The 22,554-nt window shown below is 68.6% G+C and carries 18 protein-coding genes; 12 read left to right on the forward strand and 6 right to left on the reverse strand.

All coding sequences use genetic code 11. From position 1 onward, the window contains the following. The first annotated feature begins 1 nt into the window (after position 1). Positions 2 to 2,365 carry a DUF1631 domain-containing protein gene (locus Cte04_RS06700; RefSeq protein WP_066474292.1) on the forward strand — a complete coding sequence of 788 codons (2,364 nt, stop codon included), beginning with the start codon at positions 2 to 4 and terminating at the stop codon, positions 2,363 to 2,365. A 142-nt stretch (positions 2,366 to 2,507) separates the two neighbouring features. Here the strand turns inward: Cte04_RS06700 and dprA are convergent, their stop codons facing one another. Together dprA and Cte04_RS06710 are read right to left on the reverse strand one after the other, a co-directional pair. Then, positions 2,508 to 3,713: a DNA-processing protein DprA gene (gene dprA / locus Cte04_RS06705; protein WP_066474295.1), complete on the reverse strand. Its 1,206-nt coding sequence runs from the start codon at positions 3,711 to 3,713 to the stop codon at positions 2,508 to 2,510. Between the two features lie 17 nt (positions 3,714 to 3,730). After that, positions 3,731 to 4,930 carry a LysM peptidoglycan-binding domain-containing protein gene (locus Cte04_RS06710; protein WP_066474303.1) on the reverse strand — a complete coding sequence of 400 codons (1,200 nt, stop codon included), beginning with the start codon at positions 4,928 to 4,930 and terminating at the stop codon, positions 3,731 to 3,733. 204 nt (positions 4,931 to 5,134) lie between these two features. On the opposite strand from Cte04_RS06710, the gene def reads away from it, so the two are divergent. The 6 genes from def (at position 5,135) to Cte04_RS06745 (ending at position 9,800) form a co-directional block, all read left to right on the forward strand. Then, complete coding sequence (gene def, locus Cte04_RS06715; RefSeq protein WP_066474306.1) at positions 5,135 to 5,647, forward strand: peptide deformylase; 513 nt, start codon at positions 5,135 to 5,137, stop codon at positions 5,645 to 5,647. Positions 5,648 to 5,651: 4 nt separating this feature from the next. Next, a complete protein-coding gene (locus Cte04_RS06720; RefSeq protein ID WP_066474308.1) occupies positions 5,652 to 6,149 on the forward strand; it encodes a hypothetical protein in 498 nt (165 codons plus the stop codon). 143 nt (positions 6,150 to 6,292) lie between these two features. Beyond that, positions 6,293 to 7,270, forward strand: coding sequence for a methionyl-tRNA formyltransferase (gene fmt, locus Cte04_RS06725; protein WP_066474311.1), 978 nt, complete (start codon positions 6,293 to 6,295; stop codon positions 7,268 to 7,270). After that, a complete protein-coding gene (locus tag Cte04_RS06730; RefSeq protein WP_066474315.1) occupies positions 7,267 to 8,046 on the forward strand; it encodes an AzlC family ABC transporter permease in 780 nt (259 codons plus the stop codon). The genes fmt and Cte04_RS06730 overlap by 4 nt, the downstream gene beginning before the upstream one ends. Further along, positions 8,043 to 8,372, forward strand: coding sequence for a branched-chain amino acid transport AzlD family protein (locus Cte04_RS06735; protein ID WP_066474318.1), 330 nt, complete (start codon positions 8,043 to 8,045; stop codon positions 8,370 to 8,372). Before Cte04_RS06730 ends, Cte04_RS06735 begins: the two co-directional genes overlap by 4 nt. Positions 8,373 to 8,606: 234 nt before the next feature. Further along, entirely contained in the window at positions 8,607 to 9,800 is a 1,194-nt protein-coding gene (locus Cte04_RS06745; RefSeq protein ID WP_066474319.1) for a phosphoglycerate kinase, read from the forward strand. 841 nt (positions 9,801 to 10,641) lie between these two features. Here Cte04_RS06745 and Cte04_RS06750 read toward each other — a convergent pair. Beyond that, positions 10,642 to 11,520, reverse strand: coding sequence for a DMT family transporter (locus tag Cte04_RS06750; RefSeq protein ID WP_066474322.1), 879 nt, complete (start codon positions 11,518 to 11,520; stop codon positions 10,642 to 10,644). Positions 11,521 to 11,613: 93 nt separating this feature from the next. Here Cte04_RS06750 and pyrF point away from each other — a divergent pair, with 93 nt between their 5' ends. The 3 genes from pyrF to Cte04_RS06765 all read left to right on the forward strand — a co-directional run bounded on the left by pyrF (position 11,614) and on the right by Cte04_RS06765 (position 14,517). After that, entirely contained in the window at positions 11,614 to 12,444 is an 831-nt protein-coding gene (gene pyrF / locus Cte04_RS06755) for an orotidine-5'-phosphate decarboxylase (RefSeq protein ID WP_066474324.1), read from the forward strand. Between the two features lie 57 nt (positions 12,445 to 12,501). Then, positions 12,502 to 13,410: a LysR family transcriptional regulator gene (locus tag Cte04_RS06760; protein WP_066474328.1), complete on the forward strand. Its 909-nt coding sequence runs from the start codon at positions 12,502 to 12,504 to the stop codon at positions 13,408 to 13,410. Positions 13,411 to 13,533: 123 nt separating this feature from the next. Beyond that, positions 13,534 to 14,517, forward strand: coding sequence for a Bug family tripartite tricarboxylate transporter substrate binding protein (locus Cte04_RS06765; RefSeq protein WP_066474331.1), 984 nt, complete (start codon positions 13,534 to 13,536; stop codon positions 14,515 to 14,517). A gap of 143 nt (positions 14,518 to 14,660) precedes the next feature. Here Cte04_RS06765 and Cte04_RS06770 read toward each other — a convergent pair whose 3' ends face one another. Further along, complete coding sequence (locus tag Cte04_RS06770; protein WP_066474342.1) at positions 14,661 to 15,839, reverse strand: NAD(P)/FAD-dependent oxidoreductase; 1,179 nt, start codon at positions 15,837 to 15,839, stop codon at positions 14,661 to 14,663. A gap of 177 nt (positions 15,840 to 16,016) precedes the next feature. Between Cte04_RS06770 and Cte04_RS21870 the strand changes: the two genes are divergently transcribed. Together Cte04_RS21870 and Cte04_RS22125 are read left to right on the forward strand one after the other, a co-directional pair. Next, positions 16,017 to 16,532, forward strand: coding sequence for a nitrate- and nitrite sensing domain-containing protein (locus tag Cte04_RS21870; protein ID WP_217997571.1), 516 nt, complete (start codon positions 16,017 to 16,019; stop codon positions 16,530 to 16,532). 3 nt (positions 16,533 to 16,535) lie between these two features. Next, complete coding sequence (locus Cte04_RS22125) at positions 16,536 to 17,978, forward strand: methyl-accepting chemotaxis protein (protein ID WP_217997572.1); 1,443 nt, start codon at positions 16,536 to 16,538, stop codon at positions 17,976 to 17,978. 85 nt (positions 17,979 to 18,063) lie between these two features. On the opposite strand, the gene Cte04_RS06780 is transcribed toward Cte04_RS22125, so the two are convergent. Continuing rightward, entirely contained in the window at positions 18,064 to 19,350 is a 1,287-nt protein-coding gene (locus Cte04_RS06780) for a PQQ-dependent sugar dehydrogenase (RefSeq protein ID WP_066474345.1), read from the reverse strand. A gap of 60 nt (positions 19,351 to 19,410) precedes the next feature. Beyond that, on the reverse strand, positions 19,411 to 22,458 hold the full coding sequence (gene uvrA, locus Cte04_RS06785) for an excinuclease ABC subunit UvrA (RefSeq protein ID WP_066474347.1): 3,048 nt from the start codon (positions 22,456 to 22,458) through the stop codon (positions 19,411 to 19,413). Between the last annotated feature and the right edge of the window lie 96 nt (positions 22,459 to 22,554).

Here is a 22,554-nt window from a genome sequence, read left to right on the forward strand (position 1 = left end):
AATGACTCCCACGCAGTCTTCCTCCATCGCGCCTGCCGCCCGGCAACAGCTGGGCTGGCAGGCGCGCCTGCGTTGGGTACATGGCATCTGCAGGGGGCTGCCCGCCATCGTCCAGCAGCTGGACTTCTTCCTGGACCAGCAAAGCGGCAGCACCGGCACGCAAAAACAGCTGCAGGAGCAGCGCGATGCCTGGCTCGACTTCCAGGAGCACAAGGCCGCATGGGTGCAGGGCTGCAGCCAGGCCCTGCAGCAGGCCGCACGCCAGCTGCCCGCGGCCCCTGCCCCCACGGCCCGCAGCTCGGGGCCGCTGACGTTCGAGCTGCTCAGCGACGACGTGGTGGAAAACAAGATCCTGGCCTCGCGCATGGCCCTGACCATGGGCGAGGCCACGCAGCCGGGCTTCGATGCCATGCGCGCCCGCATGCAGGCCCTGGAAGGCCGCGAACTGGCCGCCCAGGACATCTTCCGCGTGGAAGCCGTCTGCCTGCACCTGGTCGAGCAGTGGACGGCCAGCGGCATGCGCCGCGAGCACTTGCAGCGCTGCGCGGAGCCGCTGCAGCATGCCCTGGCCAGCCTGCTGGCCGCCGAATACGGCATTCTCCATCAGTTGCTCGACGCCAAGGGCGTGACGCGCGGCCAGGATGGCGCAATGAAGGTCAAGCGCACCGAAGGCGCCCCGACCACCCGCGCCATGCACCTGGCGTCCGGCATGGCGCCGGCGGCTGCCGGCCCGGCCAGCGCGTTTGCCCCATCCTCCGGCATGCCGGCAGGCACCGCCTGGCAGACCGCCTCCATGGGCGGCCTGCCCGGGGAGCCCGCCGGCCCGAATGTGCTGGCGCGTGCCCGCCACCGCGCCCAGGATGCCGTGAACCAGCTGCGCCGGCTGCTGAGCCAGCCCGCCATCGGCATGCCGGGGCTGGTACCGGGCATTGCGGCCGCCGCTCCGGCGCCGGCTTCGGCCGCGCTGGCCCAGGCCTTGCGCGAGCAGCACATGGCGGCCCTCACGCAGTACCAGCACCTGGCCGGCCGCGGCCCGGATGCCGCCATGGCCATGGACTACAGCCCCGCGGCACTGGACCAGCTGGCCCATCTGGTGCGGGAGCGCTCGGCCGACTGGAAGAAGAAGGCCACGACGAACAGCGAAAAGGCCACCATCGAAGTCGTGGCCCTGATGTTCCAGAGCATTCTGTCGGAGGACCGCATTCCGCCGTCCATCCGCGTGTGGTTCGCGCGTTTGCAGGTGCCCGTGCTGCGCGTGGCCCTGGCCGAGCCCGAGTTCTTCAGCAATCTGGCCCATCCGGCGCGCAAGCTCATCGACCGCATGGGCTCCTGCGTGATGGGCTTCGATGCCAGCAGCATTTCGGGCAGCGCGCTGGAGGCCGAGATCCGCCGCGTGGTGCAGGTCATAGAGCAGTACCCGGAAACCGGCCAGAAGGTGTTTGCGCTGGTGCTGCGCGAGTTCGAGGAGTTCCTGTCCCGCCACCTGACGCAGCCCCGGGCCACGGCCCGCATCGCCAGCGTGGCTCAGCAGGTGGAGCAGAAGGAAACCCTGGCCATCCAGTACACCATAGAGCTGCGCAACCTGCTCGCCGACATGCCGGTGCGCGAGGAGGTGCGAGACTTTCTGTTCAAGTCCTGGGCCGACGTGCTGGCCATGGCCACCGTGCGCTACGGTGCCCGCGATGCACGCGCCATGCGCTTCAAGCAGGCGGCCAGCGAGCTGGTCTGGTCGGCCAGTGCCAAGCCCTCGCGCCAGGAGCGCGCGCGCGTCATCCAGGCGCTGCCAGCCCTGCTGCAGACACTGCGCGAAGGCCTGGCCCTGGTGAATGTGACGGGCAGCGAGCAGTCGGCCAGGATCAAGAAGCTCACCGACACGCTGGCCGAAGCCTTCGTCGCCAAAGCGGCCGCCATTCCCGCCGAGCGCATCGATGCCATGGCCCGGCGCCTGGCCGAACTGGAGCAGTTCATCGGCGAGGACGGCAAGATCGAGGACACGCCGCTGTCGCCCGAGAACATCGAAATGCTGCTGGGCCTGGACACGGCCAGCCTCCAGGTGATCGCCAATACCAATGCGCCGGTGGATGCCGCGATGCTGCAATGGGCGCGCTCGCTGGAAACCGGCCGCTGGTTCACGCTGGACCATAACGGCACGCGGGTCCATGTGCAGTACGCCTGGCGCAGCCGCCGCCGTCAGCTGCATCTGTTCGCGGCGCTGGACGGCAGGTGCTATCTGCTGCAGCTGCAGCGCATGGCCGCCTACCTGCAGGCCGGCCTGCTGGCGGCGCACGACGAGGAGGCTCTGACCGTGCGTGCCACGCGCGAGGCCGTGCAGAAGATCCAGGCCAACCCGGAACGGCTGGTTTGACCGCCGGGCGGCTGCGGCGCATCCCCGGCAGAGGCAGCGGCGCCGTCGCGAGGCCGCCCATGCGACAAGGCGGTGAGACCGGACAGGCGGCCTCTTGGGTCCAACCCGCGGGGATTCCAGGGCGGCAGCCCGGATGACAGGTTCAGCCGCGCACCAGCCGCTGGTACATGCCGCCCGGCAGGCGCGCCACGCAGCCGTCCAGTTCCAGCTCCATCAACTGGGCCTGCAGCTGGGCCGCATTCCAGCCGGTGCGGTCCACCAGCTCGTCCAGCGGCACGGGGTCATGGCCCATGGCGGCCAGCAGGGGATGCTCGGGAGCATCTTGGATCTCGCGGACCGCTACCGTTTTGGTAGCACCTGACGCCTCTCCAGCAACCGCCTCCAGCCCCTGCAGTTCTTCAAGAATATCCTCCACCGTTTCCACGAGCTTGGCGCCCTGGCGCAGCAATGCGTGGCAGCCCCTGGACTGGGGGGCGTGGATGGAGCCCGGGATGGCAAACACCTCGCGGCCCTGTTCGCTGGCCAGGCGCGCCGTGATCAGCGAACCCGATTTCAGCGCCGCCTCCACCACCAGCGTACCCTGGCTCAGGCCCGAGATGATGCGGTTGCGCTGCGGAAAGTGGGGCGCCAGCGGGCCGGTGCCCAGCGGATATTCGCTCACGACCAGTCCATGCTGCGCCACCTCCCGGGCCAGGCCGGCATGGCGGCGCGGGTAGACCTGGTCCAGCCCTGTGCCCACCACGGCAATCGTGACAGGCGCCGGCGCCTGCGCCGCAGCCTTCAGCGCACCCTCATGCGCGGCGGCGTCTATGCCCTGGGCCAGCCCCGAGACAATGCACAGGCCGCGGCTTGCAAGCGCTTCGGCCATCTGCCTGGCATTGACCAGCCCCTGGGCCGACGGGCTGCGGCTGCCCACCACGGCCAGTGCATGCGGGAAGGGAAACCAGGGCGCTTGCGCGGCCAGCAGCTGCGCCGGCCCCTGTACATAGAGCAGCAGGGGCGGGTCCTGGGTCTGCAGCAGCGCATCCGGATATTGCACATGGCCCAGCGGCACCATGGCATGCACAATGCCTTGCGCCGGCTGCGCCAGCCACTGCGCCGTGGCCTCGAGCTGCTGCTGCCAGCGATCGGGCAGGACCGCGAGGGCGCGAACCTGGGCCTCGGTCGCGCATTCGCGCCAGGCACCGGGCCCCAGCTCCCAGATGCCCTGCGCACTGCCCGCCCGGGCCAGCAGCTTGCGGGCCGTGGTGCGGCCCACGCCGGGCGTGAGCAGCAGGCGCAGCCAGGCGGCCGCTTCGTCGTCGAGCCGGCCGTCATGGCGGGGAAAGTCGGTGGTTTCCTGGGCCATGGCAGCTGCGGTTTTCGCTAATCGGCCTGCGGCGCCTGCAGGCGGTCGCCCACCTGCACGCCACGGCGTGCCGTGGTGATCAGCGCATAGGAGACGCGGTCGAAGACCTTGAACACCATGGCGTAGCCGTTGCGCTCGTCGGGCAGCTGGATGGCTTCGGGGCGTTCGCCGGTCTTGTCCACGATGCGCGCGCCCGCGCTGATCACGCGCAGCACCGTGCCGACCTCCATGCCGTCCCGCTGGCCCCTGTTGATGGCCACCACCTGGTTCTGCGTGGCATACAGCACCGATGCATCGCCGTAGATGGACACCACGGCGGCCTGCACCGGCCCCTGCGGCGCATGCGGCACATAGTTCAGGTATTGCTGGGCCGGCGCCGGCAGCAGGCGGTCGCCGGCGCGGATCTCGTTCTTGGCCTTGGTCAGGTCCACCGTCGCCGGGGTGGCCTGGCGGCGCTGCCCGCCGTTGCCGTCGGGCAGCTCCACCACGGTCTCGCCTTCGACCAGCGAGGCATTGCCCAGGTACTTGGCCTCGTAGCCCAGGATCTCCCCGGTCACCGGGTCCTTGAGCGGGATGGCGTCGCGGAAGATGCGAAAGCGCCGCGGCAGGTCGCCGCCGGCGAGCAGGGGTGCCTCGGCGCTGCCGCGCACATAGGCGCGGTCGCCGCTGGCCATGAGCACGCGGCGGTCGGTGGTCGCGACGATGCGCGGCGCGCGCTGCAGCGTATCGGCGTCCACGATCAGCGGTTCGGCCAGGAAGGGCTCGACCAGATGGGGCGGCAGCGTGGGCAGCGCCATCTCCGACAGCGACTTCTCGCGCGTCTGCGGCGACAGCCGCACCACGCCGGCCTCGCCGTCGGGCGCCGTGGTCGAGAGCCTCGCATAGCCGTTGCTGCGCACCAAATACAGCACCTGGCCCGGGTAGATCAGGTGCGGGTTGGCAATGCTGGACAGGTTCATGCCCCACAGCTCGGGCCAGCGCCAGGGCTGGCGCAGATACAGGCCCGAGATCCCCCACAGGGTGTCGCCGCGCTTGACGGTGTAGCGCTCGGGCGCAGCGGCGGCCAGCTCGCTTTCGGGAATGCCCTGCTGGGCGACCTGCTGTGCGGTGGAACGCTGGACCGCTGTCACGGGATAGGTCTGTGCGCAGGCCGCAGACAGGGCGGCAAGCAGTGCGGCTCCGGCACTCCAGGCCCGAGCGGTGGCAAATGCGGTCATGAAAATCCTTCTTGATGGGGAATTTGTCAGCAGCGTCCCTCCCAGGCGCTGCAATAGGGCCATCTTGGCACAAGCGGCCGCACAGGTCTTACAAAATATCGCAAATTCTCGATGCAAGGCCTTGATAGATCAACGCTTATTGGCGTGCAGCCATGCGTTGCAGGGCAAAAGTTGGGACAATAACGACACATTCATCTCGCTGCCATGGCCATTCTTTCGATTCTTCGCTATCCCGATCCCCGCCTGCACACCGTCGCCAAGCCGGTGGCGCAAGTGGATGAACGCATTCAGACATTGGTCAAGAACATGCTCGAGACCATGTATGACGCACAGGGCATCGGCCTGGCCGCCACGCAGATCGACGTGCACGAGCGCGTCATCGTGATCGACGTGTCCGAAGAGCGCAACGAGCCGCTGACGCTGATCAACCCGGAAATCGTCTGGGCCAGCGAGGAAAAGCAGCTCGGCGAGGAAGGCTGCCTGTCCGTGCCCGGCATCTACGACGGCGTGGAGCGCTCCACGGCGGTCAAGGTGCGTGCCCTCGACGAGAACGGCCAGAGCCGCGACATCGAGGCCGAAGGCCTGCTGGCCATCTGCATGCAGCACGAGATGGACCACCTGATGGGCAAGGTGTTCGTGGAATACCTGTCCCCGCTCAAGCGCAACCGCATCAAGACCAAGCTGCTCAAGCAACAGAAGCAGGCTGAAAAGGGCTGACGCCATGCTCACCACCCGCTTGACGACAACGCTTGCCGCCCTTGCGCTGGCGGCTGGACTGGCGGGATGCATGGTGCCCCAGTGGCAAAAGCCCGGCATGCCCCAGGCCGAGATCGAAAAAGGCATGGGCAAGCCCACGCTGGTCGTGCCCCTGCCGGACGGCGGCACGCGCCTGCTCTACAGCCAGCAGCCCGCAGGCCAGCAGGTCTACCACATGGACTTCGACGCCCAGCACCGGCTGGTGCGCGTGACGCAGGTGCTGGACACCACGCACTTCTTTGCCTTGCGCAACGGCGTGGACACGCGCGACGACGTCTACCGGGAATTCGGCCCGCCAGCCAAGGTCGAGAAGGTCTACAGCTTCAAAGGCGACATCTGGACCTACCGCTTCATGGACAATGGCAATCCCAGACGCGCCCATGTGCATATCGATCCGCAGGGCGTGGTGCAGAAGGTCATGTTCACCGACGAGAGCATGTACCTGCGAGAACCCAGGAGATGACTCCCCGGAAATGGCTCCCCCTGAGGCGCTGCGCGCCTTCCCCCAGGGGACGACGCCATCGCTGCGAGGCGGCTCTTGCTCGGCGTCCCTAGCTTGGACTGCGCCAGTTTTTTGCTTTGCGCCAAGTCATTGAGATAGAAAGCATGAAAGTCATTTTTGCCGGCACGCCCGAATTCGCGCGCGTGGCCCTTGAGCGCCTGCTGACAGCAGGCTTTGAAGTCCCGCTGGTGCTGACCCAGCCCGACCGCCCCGCAGGCCGCGGCATGAAGCTGCAGGCCACGCCCGTCAAGCAGTGCGCGCTGGAGCACGGCATTGCCGTCGCCCAGCCCATGAGCCTGCGCCTGGACGGCAAGTACCCCGAGGAGGCAGCGGCCGCCCGGGCCGCCATCGAGGCCGCCCGGGCCGATGTGATGGTGGTGGCCGCCTACGGCCTGATCCTGCCGCAATGGGTGCTGGATATGCCACGCCTGGGCTGCCTGAACATCCACGCCAGCCTGCTGCCGCGCTGGCGCGGCGCCGCACCCATCCACCGCGCCATCGAAGCCGGCGATGCCGAGACCGGCGTGACCATCATGCAGATGGATGCCGGCCTGGACACGGGCGACATGTGCGTGATGGAGCGCCTGCCCATTGCCGCCGACGACACCACGGCCAGCCTGCACGACAAGCTGGCCGCGCTGGGCGGACGCCTCATCGTGGAGGCGCTGGAGATGAGCGCCTGCGGCGGCCTGCCGCGCACGCCCCAGCCGGCCGAAGGCGTGACCTACGCCCACAAGATCGAAAAGGCCGAGAGCCAGATCGACTGGAATGAAAGCGCTGAAACCATCGCCCGGCGCCTGCGCGCCTTCAACCCTTTTCCGGGCGGCGCCACCGAACTGAACGGCGAAGCCATCAAGGTCTGGGAAGCCCAGGCACAGCAAGGCTCCGGAACCCCGGGCAGCGTGCTGTCGGCCGACGCCGGCGGCGTGCGCGTGGCCTGCGGCCAGGGCGTGCTCAACATGACGCTGCTGCAGCGCGCGGGGGGCAAGCGCCTGACGGCCGGCGACTTCCTGCGCGGCTTCGACCTGCCTGCGGGCAGCCTGCTGGGCGCGCAAGCCCCCCGGCAGGCTCCGCAGCCATGAGCGGCGCCCGTCCGGCGCCATCGGCGCTGCTGCAACGCGCGCGCACCATTGTGCGCGATCCGTTCTTCCGGACCGGCTCGCGCGAAATGATGGGCACGGGCCTGGGCATCGCGGCCTGGGGCCTGGTCACGGGCGTGGCCATGATCAAGAGCGGGCTGTCCCTGCCCCTGGCCCTGTTCATGGGCCTGACCGTCTACGCGGGCAGCGCCCAGCTGGCCGTGCTGCCGCTGATGACCGTGGGCGCGCCGCTGTGGGTGGTCTGGTTCACGGCGCTGTGCGTGAACCTGCGCTTCGTGATCCTGTCGAGCATGTGGCGCAGCTACTTCGCCCATCTGAGCCTGCGCCATCGCCTGGCGATCGGCTACTTCAGCGGCGACGTGATCTTCGTGAACTTCATGGGCCGCTATCCCGAGGCCCGGCCGCAGGCCGAGCAGCTGCCCTACTTCTGGGGCGCGGCGCTGACCAACTGGCTGGCCTGGCAGATCCCGTCCACGCTGGGCATCTTCCTGGCCGACCGGATTCCGCTGTCCTGGGGCCTGGGCTTTGCCGGCGTGCTGGCGCTCATGGGCGTGCTGCTGTCCATGCTCAACGACCGCGCCACCTGGGTGGCGTCCGTCGTGGCCTGCACGGCCGCCGTGGCCGCATTCGCGCTGCCGCTCAAGCTCAACATCCTGGTGGCGATCGCGGCCGCCGTCGCGGCGGGCCTGGTGGCCGAGCGGCTGCAGAAACAGGCTCGACAGCTTCCCGGCAAAGCCGGAAAGGAGGCCCGGCCATGAGCGGTTTCCTGGGCTTCGTCGCCTGCGTCGGGCTGATCGCCATCACCGTGCTCACGCGCGCCTTCTTCATGATCCCCAGGAAGGAGGTCCCGCTGCCGCAGTGGCTCAAGCGCGGCCTCAAGTACGCGCCGCTGGCCGCACTGGCCGCCGTGATCGCGCCCGAGATCGTGATGAGCAACGGCCACTTCATCCATACGCTGGCCGATGCGCGCCTGCCCGCGGCGGCCGTGGCCCTGGTGTACTTTTTTTACAAGCGCAATATCCTGGGCACGATTGCGCTGGGCATGCTGGTCTATCTGCCACTGCACATCGGCCTGGGCTGGTAGACCCCCGCGCCAGCCAGGACAGGAGCCGCCTGCTCCTGTTTTACATGCGCTAGCATTCGATACGCTTGAAACCTAGTTACAACGCGCATCGAATGCTCCTCTTTTTGAGTCGAGTAAGCGTCTGCAGCCGTGCTTTTTGCGAAAGCCGCGCCCTACAATGGCCGCGATTTTTCGCCTTTACGTCCTCCTTCACATCCTTTATTCCCGCAGCGCTTCCGGTCGCTGCCCGCTGTTATGAACATCATCCGCTTCTCCGATCTGTGCGCCCAGGGCAAGGCGCAAGGCCAGCGCGTCTTCATCCGCTCCGACCTCAACGTGCCGCTCAACGACGCGGGCGAGATCACCGAGGACACGCGCGTGCGCGCCTCCGTGCCGGCGATTGAAATGGCGCTCAAGGCCGGCGCCGCCGTGATGGTGACCAGCCACCTGGGCCGCCCCACGGAGGGCGAATTCAGGCCCGAGGATTCGCTGGCCCCCGTGGCCAGGCGCCTGTCGGAGCTGCTGGGCCGCGACGTGCCCCTGGTCGCCAACTGGGTGGACGGCGTCCAGGTCGAACCCGGCCAGGTCGTGCTGCTGGAAAACTGCCGAGTGAACGTGGGCGAAAAGAAGAACAAGGAAGAGCTGGCCCGCAAGCTGGCTGCCCTGTGCGACATCTATGTGAACGACGCCTTCGGCACGGCACACCGCGCCGAGGGCACGACCTACGGCATCGCCCAGTTCGCGCCCGTGGCCTGCGCCGGCCCGCTGCTGTCTGCCGAGATTGACGCCATCACCAAGGCCCTGGCGGCGCCCGCACGCCCGCTGGCCGCCATCGTGGCCGGCTCCAAGGTCTCGACCAAGCTGACCATTCTGCAATCGCTGTCCAGGAACGTGGACCAGCTCATCGTGGGCGGCGGCATTGCCAACACCTTCATGCTGGCCGCGGGCCTGAAGATCGGCAAGTCCCTGGCCGAACCCGACCTGGTCGGCGAAGCCAAGGCCGTGATCGAAGCCATGGCCGCGCGCGGCGCCGATGTGCCCGTGCCCACCGACGTGGTCACCGCCAAGGCCTTTGCCGCCGATGCCCCCGCCACCGTGAAGAAGGCCACCGAAATCGAGGACGACGACATGATCCTCGACATCGGCCCCGAGACCGCCGCCAGGCTGGCCGAGCAGCTCCGCAAGGCCGGCACCATCGTCTGGAACGGCCCCGTGGGCGTGTTCGAGTTCGACCAGTTCGCCAACGGCACCCGGGTGATCGCCCAGGCGATTGCCGAATCGCCCGCCTTCAGCATCGCCGGCGGCGGCGACACGCTGGCGGCCATCGCCAAATACGGCATCGAGGACAAGGTGGGCTATATCTCCACCGGCGGCGGCGCCTTCCTGGAAGTGCTGGAAGGCAAGACCCTGCCGGCTTTCGAGATCCTCGAGAAGCGCGCCAGCGCTTGATGGTTAAACGCTGACAGCTATCAAAACAAAAGCTCGCACGAAGCATCTTGCGGGCTTTTTGCTGGGTCGCGTTCAGAGCAAACGCATCTAAATCTCAAGAACAACAAGGCAGTGCCTGGGCATGCTTGTGTGTGCGCCACCAGCGGCAGAGGCCGGGTCTCGCCCCGGCAGGCGAGATCCTTTCTTGCTGCACGGCAAGAAAGGATCCAAAGAAACGTGCCCCGTTGCCTGCGTCCCTGCGCTTCGCTCCGGGCAAACCTGCGTCACCCGCTTCCGTCTGCGGTGCGCCCCAACTCACTGCGCGCTGCGCGCTTCGTTCAGACACACGGGCGCAAGTCAGTGGACGATGCAACGCTGTCCTGCGGCAGCGTTGCCCGCAGCCTGAAGCGGGTGCCGCAGGCGCAGACACAAGGGGGAATGCGGACGGCCGGCCAGCGTCGTGGCGAAAGGCGATCCGCGCAGCGGCAAAGCGCAGGCCAGGCCGAGCGCAGCGATGGCCCGCATGGCTGTTCCCCCTTGTGCCCGCGTCTGCGCCGCAATGCTTGCGGGGTGGCGGCTGCACCGCAGAGTGCAGCCGCTTCGTGATCTGACTCGCCGCCGTTTGCCCGAGTAGAGCGCGCAGCGCGGCGCGAGTTGGGCGGCGCACCCCGCAAGCGTTGTGGCGCAGCTTGCCCCGTAGCGCAGCGAAGGGGTCGCGGGCAGTTGGGGGCGTGTTCTTGGCCTACCTTATTGCACGAGCAAGAAGGTAGGTCGCCCGCCGGGGCGAGTCCCGGCCTCTGTCTCTAAAACCGGCAAAAAGGGCTGATTGAGATGCGACTGTCCTGGTCCTACGGGCTTTTTGCTACCTGCCCTTCGGCCACAACACCGAGGCAATGGCCCCCACCATCAGCACCACGGCCGTCCAGTCCTGCCAGTGCAGCACCTCGCCCAGCCACCAGGCGCCCACGAACACGCCCAGCACGGGAATCATCATCACGCTCAGCGTGGAGGCCACGGGCGGCAGGCTGCGCGCCAGGAAGAACCACACGGCCTGGGCAAAGCCCAGCACCAGCACGCCGTTGAAGGCGATGGCGGCCATGGCGCTGCGGTCGGGCGCATGCCACTGGTCGCGCTCGAACACCACGGCCAGCACGGTCAGCACCAGCGTGGTCAGCGCAATCATCCACAGCGACAGCGTCATCAGCGGCACGGGCGACTCGGCACGGCGCAGCAGCTGCGTGCCCCAGGCCCAGCCGGCCGCGGCGATCAGCATCAGCAGCACGCCCATCGGCTTGCTGCCCAGCGCGCCCACTTCGTGCCACAGCAGCAGCAGCACGCCCAGGAAGGCCGCGCCCACGCCCGCCCAGGCGCGCGCACCCAGCCTGTCATGGAAGAACAGGCTGCCGAAGACCGCCGAGAAGATGGGCATGGTGTAGCCCAGGATGGCCGCGCGGCCGCTGGACAGCGTGGGAATGGCCACGATGATCAGGCTGTGCCACAGCACCATGTTGAACAGCGTGAGCTTGAGCAGCTGGCCCCAGTAGGAGCGCGGAACGGTCAGCGGCAGGCGCCGGCTGGCCACGAACACCGCCAGGATGGGCAGGCCTATCCACATGGAGACCATGCGGAAGGTCAGCGGCGGAAAGTGCTGCACGCCCAGCTTCATCACGGGCCAGTTCAGGCCCCAGACCAGGGTGAGCAATACGAGGAGAACAAGCTGTTTGGGCGTAAATGAAGGCATGGCGCCACGATTCTGCCTGCGAGCCGGGAATGTTGCAGGGACTCCGCGCCGCGCCCGGCCGCTTTGGAGGCAGGCCAATTAAAATCGCGCCTCATGACTTTTCTCGACATGCTGCGCGACGCGTCCACGCGCAATGACTCCATGCTGTGCGTGGGTCTGGACCCCGAACCCAGCCGCTTTCCCGGCGCGATGAAGGGCGATGCGTCCAAAATCTACGATTTCTGCGCCGCCATCGTCGAGGCCACGGCCGATCTGGTGAACTCCTTCAAGCCCCAGATCGCCTATTTCGCGGCCCACCGCGCCGAGGACCAGCTCGAAAAGCTGATGGCCCACATGCGCGCCGTGGCCCCCCATGTGCCGGTGATCCTGGATGCCAAGCGCGGCGACATCGGCTCCACCGCCGAGCAGTACGCCAAGGAGGCCTTCGAGCGCTACGGCGCCGATGCGGTGACGCTGTCGCCCTTCATGGGCTTCGACTCCATCACCCCCTACCTCCGGTACGAGGGCAAAGGCGCCTTCCTGCTGTGCCGCACCTCCAACCCCGGCGGCGACGACCTGCAGGCACAGACGCTGGCCGACGTGCCGGGCAACCCGCACATGTTCGAGCATGTGGCCCGGCTGGCCCAGGGCCCGTGGAACACCAACGGCCAGCTGGGCCTGGTGGTGGGCGCCACCCGCCCGCAGGAGATCGAGCGCGTGCGCGCCGTGGCGCCTTCGCTGCCGCTGCTGATCCCCGGCGTGGGCGCCCAGGGCGGCGATGCCGTGGCCACCGTGAAGGCCGCACGCATCGGCGGCGGCCCCATCATCATCAATTCCTCGCGCGCCATTCTCTACGCCTCCCAGGGCGAGGACTTCGCCGAGGCAGCGCGCCATGCGGCCGTGGCCACGCGCGCCACGCTGCAGCAGGCTGCGGCCCAGGGCTGAGCGCGGCGCTGCAGCCGCGCAGGCGCATGCCGAAACCACGGTCATGAAGGCTCCGTCATGAAGGCCCAGTGGCTGGAGGACTTTCTGCTGCTGGCCCAGGAGCGCAGCTTCACGCGCGCGGCCGAGCTGCGCCACGTCACCCATCCGGCCTTCGGCCGCCGCATCCGCGCGCTGGAAGCCTGGGCCGGCACGCCGCTGGTCGAGCCCGGCGGCGGCCCGGTGCGCCTCACGCCGGCCGGCGAGGCCTTCCGCGACACGGCCGAGCAGCTCGTGCACACGCTGGCCCAGTCGCATGACGAGCTGCAGGCCGTGGCCGGGCGCCAGGCGCGCATCATCACGCTGGCCACGGGCCGCACGCTGGCGCGCACCATCGTGGCCGACTGGCTGGCCCGCCACAGCAGCGTGCTGCAAAGCGCCGAGATACGCGTGGTCACGCGCACGCTGGAAGAGACCGTGGTCATGCTGCAGCGCGGGGAAGTGAGCTTTGCGCTGCTCTACCACCATGCGGCCATTGCCGTGCGCCTGGACGGCCGCCAGTTCAGCCACCTGACCGTGATGCACGACCGGCTGGTGCCCGTCTCGCGCGCCGATGCCGACGGCAAGCCGCTGTTCGACCTGTCCCGCGCCCTGGACGCCGACGCCAGTCCCGTGCCCTATCTGGCCTTCTCGCACAGCATGGCCCTGGGCCGGCTCGTGGAGGACCATCTGGCCAGCCATCCGCTGCTGCCGCGCCTGCGCCGCTGCGTGGAGTGCGATTCGGCCGACGCCAATTACGAATACGTGCTCAAGGGCCTGGGCGTGGCCTGGATGCCGTGGTCCATGGTGCGCGGCGATTGCCGGGCCGGGCGCCTGGCCGTGGCGGGCGACAGCAGCCTGGAGGCGCATTTCGACGTGCGCCTGTACCGTCCCAAGCGCCACCTGGGCACGGCCGCCGAGCAGTTCTGGGCGGACATCACCCAGCCCTGAGACGCAGCCCCCTGCAGCCAGGGCCCATCCTGTGCAGAAACGGCACAAATACGTGCCATATAGGCACCAAATGTCATGCCGGCTGTTCGCACAATCGAGCCCATAAAGATTCGGAATACCCTTATGCAAAAGACAAAAATCCTCCGCCGCACCGCCGTGGCCGCCGGCCTGCTGATGGCTGCCGCAGCCAGCCTGCCGGCCATTGCCGCCGACAACTACCCCAGCCGCGCCATCACCATGGTGGTGGGCTACCCCGCGGGCGGCAGCACCGACCTGGTGGGCCGCCTGGTGGCCGACGGCCTGGCCTCGCGCCTGGGCCAGCCCGTGGTGGTGGAAAACCTGGGCGGCGCCGGCGGCGCCATCGGCGCGCAGAAGGTCGCCAAGGCACCGGCCGACGGCTACACCATCATGGTGGGCGCCAACAACGAGCTGGCCATCGCCAAGCTGATCAACAAGGCCGTGAAGTACAACATCGGCGACTTCACGCCCATCGGCATCGTCTGCACCCAGCCCATGGTGCTGGTGGCCTCGCCCAAGGCCGGCGTGAAGAACGCCGCCGAGTTCACCAGCCTGGTCGCCCAGAACCCCGGCAAGTTCAGCTACGGCAGCTCCGGCGTGGGCACGGCGCTGCACCTGGCCGGCGAGATGATCAAGGAGCAGGGCCACCTGCAGATGACCCACATCCCCTACAAGGGCGTGGCGCCGCTGACCACCGACCTGGTGGGCAACAACATCGAATTCGGCATGTTCGTGCTCTCCAGCGGCCTGCCCCAGATCAAGGCCGGCAAGGTCGTGGCCCTGGGCACGACCGAAGCCAAGCGCTCGTCCATCACGCCCGACATCCCGGCCCTGTCCGAGCTGCCCCAGTACAAGCACGTGGACATCAATTCCTGGTTTGCGATGATGGCGCCCAAGGGCCTGCCCGCGCCGATCGCCGCCAAGCTCAAGAAGGCGCTGGACGAGACCATGGCCTCGCCCGAGTTCCGCAAGAAGATGGAAGAGACCGGCAACGTGGTGGCCGATCCCAAGCTGGATGCCGGCAAGTACATCAACGCCGAGATCGCCAAGTACAGCAAGATCGTCCAGTTCGCCAAGATCGAGAACTGACGCCTGCAGGCCGGGCCATGCGGCTCGGCTACCAAAAACAAAGCGGCTTGCGCAGCATGCACGGGGATTTCAGATGGTTTTCCATCTGAAACCCACGCGAGGCTGGCGCAAGCCGCTCTTTTTTTGAGAATGCCCGGCCTCCGTCAGGAACGCCTCTGGCACCGCGCGGGCGACAGCGCCCCCGCATCGACCTGCTGCGCCGCCAGCGCCGCGTCCAGCGGCTCGCCCAGCAGCAGATTGCGCGCCAGCAGGCTGTAGCCGTAGGCGCTCTGGATGCCGTAGCCGCCCTGGGCCGCGGCCCAGAAGAAGCCCGGCACGGGCGTGGGCGAGGCGTCCCAGCCGATCACCATCTCGCCGTCGTCCACGAAGGAGCGCAGGCCCGCCCAGGTATGCGACGGGCGGCGGATGCGCAGCGTGGTGCACTCCTCGATGCGCCAGATGCCGGTGGCGATGTCCAGCTCCTCGGGCACCACGTCGTGCGGCGGCACGGGATCGGCATTGGCCGGCGAGCCCAGCAGCTGCCCCGCGTCGGGCTTGATGTACCAGCCCTCGTCGACGCTGATGATGGCCGGCCAGTGCGTGGCATCCATGCCCTCGGGCACGGCAAAGGTGAAGGCGCTGCGGCGCTTGGGCGTGATGCCGATGGGCGTGGCGCCGGCCAGGGCGGCCAGCGTGTCGGCCCAGGCGCCTGCGGCATTGACCACCGTGCGGGCACGGGCCTGCCGGCCGTCGGCCAGCGTCAGCCGCCATGCATCGCCCTCGCGCTGCAGGGCCGTGACCTCGGCCTGGCACCAGAGCTCGCCGCCGCGCTGGCGCAGGCCGCGCAGAAAGCCCTGGTGCAGGCCGTGCACGTCGATGTCGCGCGCGCCGTCGTCCAGGAAGCCGTCCACCAGCACTCCGGTGTCCAGGCAGGGCACCAGCGCCTTGAGCCGGGCGGCATCCAGGCGCACGGCCGCGGGCGAATGCACCAGCGCCTCGGCATGGGCCGCGTCCAGCAGGTCCTTCTGCCCGGCCGTGCCCACATAGAGCACGCCGCGCGGCGCAAGCAGGGGCGCTTCGGCAAAGCCCTGCGGCGGCTGCTCGTAGAACGCGCGGCTGGCGCGCGTCAGCGCCTGCACCTGGGCCGGGCCGTAATGCTCCTCGTACAACGCGGCCGAACGGCCCGTGGTGTGGTAGCCGGGCTGGGATTCGCGCTCCAGCACCAGCACGGCGGGCGGACCGCCGCTGCCATTCTTGCCACCCGACTGCGCCAGCTGCCAGGCCACCGAAGCGCCGGCCATGCCTGCGCCCACCACCGCGAAATCCCACACTCCAGAACCCATCGTCATCCCCTGTTTCCACAACCGGACCTGCCCGCGCAGGCCGCCAATGCTTGATCTATCTCAAGCCCGATTCTCGCCACGCCCTGCGGGCAGCAAACTTGACTTCAGGCAAGGCCGCCGTGACCGATGAGCCATGCAGACGCCCCCATTCCATCCATTGTCGGGAAAGGCTACCGCATGATTCGCTGGCTACAGGAGCTCAGGCTCGCGCACAAATTCCTCATTCTGGGCAGCATTGCCCTGGTCATGGCGGCCTTGCCGTCATACCTCTACCTGCACAGCGTGCTGCGCGACCTGCACCAGGCACGCCGGGCATCGCAAGCCATGCCGCCACTGATTGCCATCATGCAGACCGTGCAGGACCTGCAGGTGCACCGCGGCACCACGGCCAGCATGCTCGGCGGCGACAGTGCCATGCAGGCGCGCCGGCCTGCGGCGCGCGATGCCGTCCACAAGGCCTTTGCCCTGGCCGAAGAACGCCTGCGGGCGGCCCAGGCCCTGCCCCGGGACCTGCAGGTGCTGCAGCAGGCGCACCGGAGCTGGCAGACGCTGGAAGCCGGCATCGCGGCCGGAGAAGTCCATGCCGCCCAAAGCATGGTCCGGCACACGGAGCTGATCGCCACACTGCAGCAATTCAACGAGGAACTGCTCGGTGCCTATGGATTGAACACCCATCCGCATGCGGACAGCTAGGCCATGATCCAGGCCGCCCTGCTGCAGGCGCCGCTGCTGGGCGAGGCGCTGGGCCTGCTGCGCGGCCAGGGCGCGGGAGTCCTGGCACGCAAGAGCCTGGATCCCGAACACCGTGGCTCCCTGCGCGCGCTGCACCGGCGTGTGGCCGAGCTGCAAAGCGCGAGCCACCGCAGCATGGCGCGCGCCATGGCGCTCAACGCGCAGTACCGCGCCACCCTGGCCGAATTGCTGACCAGCCAGAACGCGCAGACCACGGCAGCCCTGCAACTGGCGGGCGAACAGCTGCTGGACGCCCGGGAACTGGCCTTGCCTGCGGCGCAGTACTTCGACACGCTGACAAAGGCCATCCAGGCCGTCAACACGCTGAGCCTGCAAGGCTTGCACCAGCTGGATCTGCAGCTGCAAACGCAAGCCGCAGCGCAAAACCGCAGCCTGCTTGCCGCCTGCGGCCTGCTGGCCCTGTGCCTGGCGGCAGCCGTGCTGCTGGCTTTGCTGTTCATGCGCTCCATCACCGGCCCCATACGCCAGGCAGTTCAGCTGGCGCAGGCCGTGGCCCAAGGCAACCTGGGAGGCCAGGACGTCGCGGCAGGCCGCAACGAAGTAGGCGAACTCATCGCCGCCCAGCAGCAGATGCGCGCCCACTTGCGCCCCATCGTGGAGCAGGTGCGCAGCGGCGCCCACAGCCTGGCGCTGGCCAGCGCCGAGATCGCCCAGGGCAACCAGGATCTTTCGGCCCGCACCGAAAGCCAGGCCTCGGCCCTGGAAGAGACTGCGGCCTCGATGGAAGAGCTGAGCGCCACCGTGCGCCACAACGCCGACAACGCCGCGCAGGCCAGCAGCCTGGCCGCATCGGCCAGCGAGGTGGCCAGGCAGGGCGGCATCGCCGTGGCCCAGGTGGTGAGCACCATGCAGACCATCCACGACAGCAGCCGCCGGATTGCCGACATCACCGGCGTGATCGACGGCATTGCCTTCCAGACCAATATCCTGGCCCTGAATGCCGCCGTGGAAGCCGCGCGCGCCGGCGAGCAGGGACGCGGCTTTGCCGTGGTGGCGGCCGAGGTGCGCACGCTGGCCCAGCGCAGCGCAGAAGCGGCCAAGGCCATCAAGGCCTTGATCGGAACCAGCGTGGCCCGCGTCGGCGAAGGCAATATCCAGGTCCGGCAGGCCGGCGACACCATGGGCGAAGTGGTGGCCGCCATCCAGAAGGTCAGCCACATCGTGGCGGCCATCAGCAGTGCCAGCCAGGAACAGGCGGCCGGCGTGGTCCAGGTGGGCGAAGCCGTCACCCAGATGGATCAGGCCACGCAGCAAAATGCCGCCCTGGTGGAGGAGATGGCCGCCGCGGCCACCCACCTGCATTCGCAAGGCCAGGAACTCGTGCGGGCGGTGTCGGTGTTCCATTGGGAAGAAGAGGACCGCGCCCGACGGCCTGCCCGGGCCTGAACCCGGAGCATCCGGCCGCAGGTGCAGCGGTTGCCGGTGCCAAAAAGGGGCGACCGCCCGGCGGCACGGCGGCGGCCCCTCCTCCTTATCGGGAAGTCGTTGCCGCAGGCTTGGGTGCCGTACCCGCCTCGCTCATCAGCATCAGCAGGCTGCGGTTGAAATCTTCCACCACCAGCAGCCGGCCCGCATGGTCCACGGCCATGCCCGTGGGGCGGCCGCGCGGGCGCAGGCCTTTTTTCTCGTCCCAGCCGCTGAGCCAGTTGACGGGCTGGCCCGAGGGCTGGCCCTTGGCGTCGCGCGCGAAGCCCACGATGCGCTGGCCGCCCGCGCCCGGCCCGTGCCAGGCCACCAGCAGCTGGCCGCCGAAGGCGCTGCCCGCCGGCGTGGCCAGCATGTGCAGCGGCGCGACATGGGCAGGCCAGAGCATGAAAGGCGCCTCGGTCCTTGCGCAGTCGAAGCGCTTTTCGTAGCCCTGGGCGCTCTGCCTGGCGCCCACGCAGTAGGGCCAGCCATAGTCGCGGCCCTCGCGCAGCAGGTTCAGTTCCTCGGGCGGATGCCGGGGCTCGCGGTAGTCGATGTTGTTTTCGCCCTGCCAGACCGTTCCGGCCGCGGGCCCGTCGGGCATGACGGCCAGCGCCATGGAATTGCGCAGCCCCGTGGCAAAGGGCTTGAAGTCCCTGACCGGCTGGGCGCCCGGCTGCAGCGTCATGCGCCAGACCGCGGCGCGCGGCATGGCGCCGGCGCGCTCGGGGCAGGGCACGGGCAGCTTCTGGTCGTCGCTGCGGCAGGCGTCGGTGAAGGAGCCCATGTTGACGTAGAGGCTGCCGTCGGGGGCGAACGTCAGTTCCTTGAGCAGATGGGCGCCGTCGGCGGGCAACTGGCCGGCCAGCTCTTCCTGCCGGGGCGGCTGGCTCAGGGCCGGGATCGCCGCGCGCCAGATGCGGTCGGCTTCGCCGACGTACACCTTGCCGTCCGGTCCGCGCACCATGCCCGAGGGGTAGTTGAGCTTGTCCAGCAGCACCTGCGACTGCACGGCCTTGTCCGTGGTCGCGGCATTGGCTGGCGTGGCGGCGTCGGGCGGCAGGCGCAGCTCGATCAGCTTGCCCTGGCGCGGCATCCAGCCGCCCATGTCCAGCACCCAGATGCGACCCGGCGCTATTTCCAGCACGCGGCGCGGAAAATGCAGGCCATGGGCCTCGTCGGCCACCAGCCCCACGCAGGTGCCTGCGGGCGTGGCGATGGCCAGGCGCGGATAGATGCCGCATTTGCCGGTCGACGCATAGCCGCGCGCCTGCGCGCTCTGGCTGGCGGCCAAGCCGACGAGCAGGAAGGCCGCCAGCAGGCCCAGGGTCTTCAGCGGTTGGGACATCATTCACGGCTCCGCGGCAAATGGCAAAGCGGCCATCTTGCCATGGCCCGGGCGCCTGTGGGGCTAGGCCTTCAGGTGCGGCGCGAGATAGCGCCCCGTCACGCTGTCCGGGTTGGCCGCCACCTGCTCGGGCGTGCCCGTGGCCACGACGCGGCCGCCGCCCGAGCCGCCCTCGGGGCCCATGTCGATGATCCAGTCGGCCGTCTTGATCACATCGAGGTTGTGCTCGATGACGACGATGGTGTTGCCCGCATCGCGCAGCTGGTGCAGCACCTTGAGCAGCAGGTCGATGTCGGCGAAGTGCAGGCCCGTGGTGGGCTCGTCGAGGATGTAGAGCGTGCGCCCCGTGTCGCGCTTGGACAGTTCCTGCGCGAGCTTGACGCGCTGGGCCTCGCCGCCCGACAGCGTGGTCGCGCTCTGGCCCAGGCGGATATAGGACAGGCCCACCTGCAGCAGGGTCTGCAGCTTGCGCGCGATCGTTGGCACGTCCTTGAAGAAGGCGTGGGCGTCCTCCACCGTCATCTCCAGGATCTGGGAGATGTTGCGCCCCTTCCACTGCACCTCCAGCGTCTCGCGGTTGTAGCGCTGGCCGTGGCAGACGTCGCAGGGCACGTAGACGTCGGGCAGGAAGTGCATCTCGACCTTGACCACGCCGTCGCCCTGGCAGGCCTCGCAGCGCCCGCCGGCCACGTTGAACGAGAAGCGCCCGGGACCGTAGCCGCGCTCCTTCGCGGTGGTGGTCTCGGCCATCAGCTCGCGGATGGGCGTGAACAGGCCGGTGTAGGTGGCCGGGTTGCTGCGCGGCGTGCGGCCGATCGGCGACTGGTCCACGTTGATGACCTTGTCGAAATACTCCATGCCCACGATCTCGTCGTGCGGCGCGGGCTCGGTGCCCGCACGGTGGATCTGGCGCGCGGCCTCGGCGTACAGCGTGTCGTTGACCAGGGTGCTCTTGCCCGAGCCCGAGACGCCGGTCACGCAGGTGAACAGGCCCACGGGGAAATCCACCGTCACGCTCTTGAGATTGTTGCCGCGCGCGCCCACCACGCGCAGCGCCTGCAGGTCTGCCGGCGCCGCGCTTCTGGCCGCGCGCTTGCGGCCTGCCGTCGTGGGGAAGTGCGAAGCGCTTTTTTCCGGCTCGGCCTCGTCGTTCTTCGACACCACCGGCAGCCAGGGCGTGCGCCGCGCAGGCACGGGGATGCTCTGTACGCCGCTCAGATAGCGGCCCGTGGGCGATTCGGGGTTGGCCTTGACCTCGTCGTAGGTGCCCTGGGCCATGATGCGCCCGCCGTGCACGCCGGCGCCCGGCCCCAGGTCGATGATCTGGTCGGCCGCGCGCATCATGTCTTCGTCGTGCTCGACCACGATCACGCTGTTGCCGATGTCGCGCAGATGCTCGAGCGTGGCGATGAGCTTGTCGTTGTCGCGCTGGTGCAGGCCGATGGAGGGCTCGTCGAGCACATACATCACGCCCGTGAGGCCGGAGCCGATCTGGCTGGCCAGCCGGATGCGCTGGGCCTCGCCGCCCGAGAGCGTGTCGGCGCTGCGGTCCAGGCTCAGATAGGACAGGCCCACGTCGTTGAGGAACAGCAGGCGTGAAGCGATCTCGCGCAGGATCTTGCTGGCGATCTCGGCCTTGGCGCCGGCCAGCGGCAGGTCCTTGCACCAGGCCAGCGCCTCGGCCAGCGTGGCATGGCCGACCTCGTAGATGGCGCGCGCACGATCGCCTTCGCCCACGCGCACGAAGCGCGCCTCGCGGCGCAGGCGCGTGCCGTGGCATTCGGGACACTGGCGCACGCTGCGCAGCCGGGCCAGGTCGTCGCGCACCACGGTGGATTCGGTCTCGCGCCAGCGGCGCTGGATGTTGGGGATGATGCCTTCGAACGGATGCTGCTTGACGAAGGCCTCGCCCTTGCGCTGGCCGCTCTCGAAAACATAGTTGAACGCGATGGCCTCCTCGCCCGAGCCCCAGAGAACCACCTGGCGCACGTTCTCCGGCAGTTCCTCGAACGGCGTGTCTATGCTCACGCCGTAATGCCGGGCCACGCTTTCGAGCATGGAGAAGTAGTAGCCGTTGCGCTTGTCCCAGCCCTTGACGGCGCCGCTGGCCAAGCTCAGCGAGGGAAAGGCCACCACGCGCTCGGCATCGAAGGCCTCGCTGCAGCCCAGGCCGTCGCAGGCCGGGCAGGCGCCCATGGGCGAGTTGAACGAGAACAGGCGCGGCTCCAGCTCGGGCAGCGAGTAGTCGCACAGGGGGCAGGCGAACCTGGCGCTGAACAGGTGTTCCTTGCCGCTGTCCATCTCCAGCGCGATCACGCGGCCGCCGGCATCGGCCCCGCCGGCGCGCAGCGCGGCCTCGAAGCTTTCGGCCAGGCGCTGCTTCACGTCCTCGCGCACCTTGAGGCGGTCGATCACCACGTCGATGTTGTGGCGCTCGTTCTTCTCCAGCGGCAGCAGCGACTGCGCATCGTAGATCTGCCCGTCGACGCGAAAGCGCACATAGCCCTGGGCCTGCAGCTGGGCGAACAGCTCGGCGAACTCGCCCTTCTTCTCGCGCGCCAGCGGGCCCAGCACCATGAGCTTGGTGTCTTCGGGCAGGGCCAGCACGCTGTCCACCATCTGGCTGATGGTCTGGGCCTGCAGCGGCAGGTCGTGGTCGGGGCAGAACGGCGTGCCCGCGCGGGCGTACAGCAGGCGCAGGTAGTCGTTGATCTCGGTCACCGTGCCCACGGTGGAGCGCGGGTTGTGGCTGGTGGCCTTCTGCTCGATGGAGATGGCGGGCGACAGGCCCTCGATCAGATCCACGTCGGGCTTGTCCAGGCGCCCCAGGAACTGGCGCGCATAGGCCGACAGGCTTTCCACGTAGCGGCGCTGGCCTTCGGCGTACAGCGTATCGAAGGCCAGGCTGGACTTGCCCGAGCCTGACAGCCCGGTGATCACCACCAGCTGGTTGCGCGGAATGTCCAGGTCGATGTTCTTGAGGTTGTGCGTGCGCGCGCCGCGGATGGCGATGCGTGTCTGCGCCAGCGAACGGCCCAGGTACAGGCCTTCGTCGGCGGAACCGATTGCAGCGGCTTGATCAACAGAGAGTGAACCAGGCTTTACGGACACTTGCACTCCAAACGGGGGAAACTCTCCATGATAGTCAGCCTGGCCCTGCCGTGATCAAGGATTGAGGGATCACGGACAATCCACGGCGTTATTCGT

This window comes from Comamonas terrae (genome assembly GCF_001544075.1).
Lineage (GTDB): Bacteria > Pseudomonadota > Gammaproteobacteria > Burkholderiales > Burkholderiaceae_C > Comamonas > Comamonas terrae.